Here is a 2,259-nt window from a genome sequence, read left to right on the forward strand (position 1 = left end):
TGCCTTTTCCGGTTTCGTATATCTGTTGCACGTCTTTGGCGGGTGTGATGATGTGTCCGCCGCCGGCAAAATCGGGCGCGGGGACGTATGCCATCAAATCGGCCGTGCTCAAATTCGGATTTTTCAGCAGGGCGATGGCGGCTTGGGTGATTTCATTGAAGGTGACGCGGCGGCAGGTTTTGCCGTGGCCAATCACCTGCTGCAAATGCCAGGCTATCGCTTCGCCCTCGCGGTCGGGGTCGGTCGCCAGCCAGATTTCATCGGCATCACGTGCCAGCGCCTTCAACTTGGCAATGGTCTTGCCGCTGCGCTCGCCAGTGACGTACTGCGGACGGTAATCCGGTGGTGCAACGCCCATCTCCCCCGGCGGCAGGTCGCGGATATGACCGTATGAGGCGGCGACCACCCAGCCACTGCCAAGATAGTGCTGGATTTTTTCGGTCTTGTTGGGGGATTCCACGATCAGTAGACGGGTCATGACAGTTTTTCCTGCCCTTCTGTATGATTGGTTCGCATCTGTCGCCACAGCCGTTTATACAGATAATACTGCCGCATGGTCAGGAGTATTTCTCCCACTGCGACCAAGAGATAAATAGCACTTAATACATAACAAATACGGCGCAACAGGGTGATATCACCGCCGACGGCTATGCCCTGTTTCGTTTGGTGGACGGCAACATTGACCTGATGTAGGCCATCATGACACTGCCAGGTAGTCAGTGGCACAGCATTGCCTATGGTTTCCTCAGACACAAACTTACAATGCTGTTGCTCTACATAGGCTTGCCACTCCCGTTCTTGTTTGCCCAAAAAGTTGTCGCCATGTACGACATACAGCATGGGACCAATCACCACTGGTACACACAGGATGATTATGATCGAGGCGCGAAGGTAGCGTTTGATATCGGGCGGTTCTTCTGATAGCGGCGAATCCATCATTAAGCGGTGGCGAATCGGCTTAAGGATGGCAGGCACTATCAACAGATTGAGGATGAGGCTTGCAATACCGGCAATTATGACTGAAACAGGCAATAAGGTATTCATCATGAATCTTCACAGGTGAATGGTTCTGTCGGCAACGGTATCGACAGCGACAGTGTCGTTTCTTCTTCAGTGCCCTGATAATCCGGCTGCATCCGCCTCTGGTGGGTTTTCAGGGCGAAAACCAGCCACTTTAGCTGTGTCAAATGCAGCTGGAGATCAAGCAGTTCTTCTTCTTTCCGCTGCTCAATGCGCAGGTATGCAGCGGTCCGTTTGTTAAAATCATCGGAGAGATCGGATAAATCCCCTGGCTCGTCAGCCAGTAAATCGGGCAGGGAAGCCTCGATGGCGTTTTTGAGAAGTTCCTTCCGTTCCTTTAGCGCCCTTGTGGTGCCTTGCAGCTGCAAGCGTTCTTCCCGGCAAATTGCCAGGGTCTGTTTTTCATAGCTTATATTGGCCGCTACCTCACGTAGGCTCTCTCCGGCAAGGGCCAGTAATCTTTCTTGCGCTTCCGCTGATAGCGCATCAATACGCGCCGCAGTCAGAATAAGGACTTCTTCGGGCCGGAACGTCGGATCGACGGTAGAGAGCAGATTGTGCAGATATTCGCCGGCCATCGGCATGCGGTAAATTTTGGGAGATTCCGGTTTGGTCATATTATTTCCTTAATGACTGAATGATGCTGAGGTGTTGCAAAAATAATGCATTTACGAGTGTTCCTCTCGACGATGAGGAGGCGGGTCATGATTTATCCCAGGGTAGGGTTAGCACAGACGCTGGCGCACCCTGCCGCTACCACGCACATCTATGCGCTTGTGACGCGGCTCACCCACATGGATGATCGTGCCGGAGCCGGTAATGCTCCCCTCCAGCGTCTCGCTGACATTGACTTCAATCCGCCCCGAGCCTGTAACATTGACTGTCGCCGATTCAGCACGGCAGGCGGAGAGATCCATCTCGCCACTGCCAGTTACCTCAAGTTGTAGCGCATTTGCAGACCCGCCGATTTCAACAAAACTACTCCCGGTGAGCTCCAGTTCGACCATCCGTGCATCGGCGGCATCATGGCAGACAAAAGACGCTTCGCCACTGAGTTCACACTGTATGGACTGTCCGGTAAAACCGCTGCCTTCTACTTCAATGGCAACCCTACCACTGGCATTGACGCGCGGCAGGCGCGGACCATGCAGGACAAAATCGAATGGCGGCATTTCGGCTGTCTGTACACCGCTGTTACCGGTCATGACCGTGCCATCCCCCGTCCTGATGACCGTGTTG

The 2,259-nt window shown here is 53.7% G+C and carries 4 protein-coding genes; all 4 read right to left on the reverse strand.

Annotated elements, in window-relative coordinates; all coding sequences use genetic code 11:
* Nucleotides 1–478: toprim domain-containing protein (locus Q0349_RS08740; protein ID WP_298080476.1), on the reverse strand; the 478-nt coding region annotated here is incomplete at its 3' end.
* On the reverse strand, nt 475–1,047 hold the full coding sequence (locus Q0349_RS08745; RefSeq protein ID WP_298080477.1) for a hypothetical protein: 573 nt from the start codon (nt 1,045–1,047) through the stop codon (nt 475–477). The genes Q0349_RS08745 and Q0349_RS08740, both read right to left, overlap by 4 nt.
* Complete coding sequence (locus Q0349_RS08750; protein WP_298080478.1) at nt 1,044–1,637, reverse strand: hypothetical protein; 594 nt, start codon at nt 1,635–1,637, stop codon at nt 1,044–1,046. The genes Q0349_RS08745 and Q0349_RS08750 overlap by 4 nt, the downstream gene beginning before the upstream one ends.
* A gap of 108 nt (nt 1,638–1,745) precedes the next feature.
* The coding region (locus Q0349_RS08755) for a DUF2807 domain-containing protein (RefSeq protein WP_298080479.1) at nt 1,746–2,259 on the reverse strand (514 nt) is incomplete at its 5' end.

The sequence above is a fragment of the uncultured Cardiobacterium sp. genome (assembly GCF_938028185.1).
Classification (GTDB): Bacteria; Pseudomonadota; Gammaproteobacteria; order Cardiobacteriales; family Cardiobacteriaceae; genus Cardiobacterium.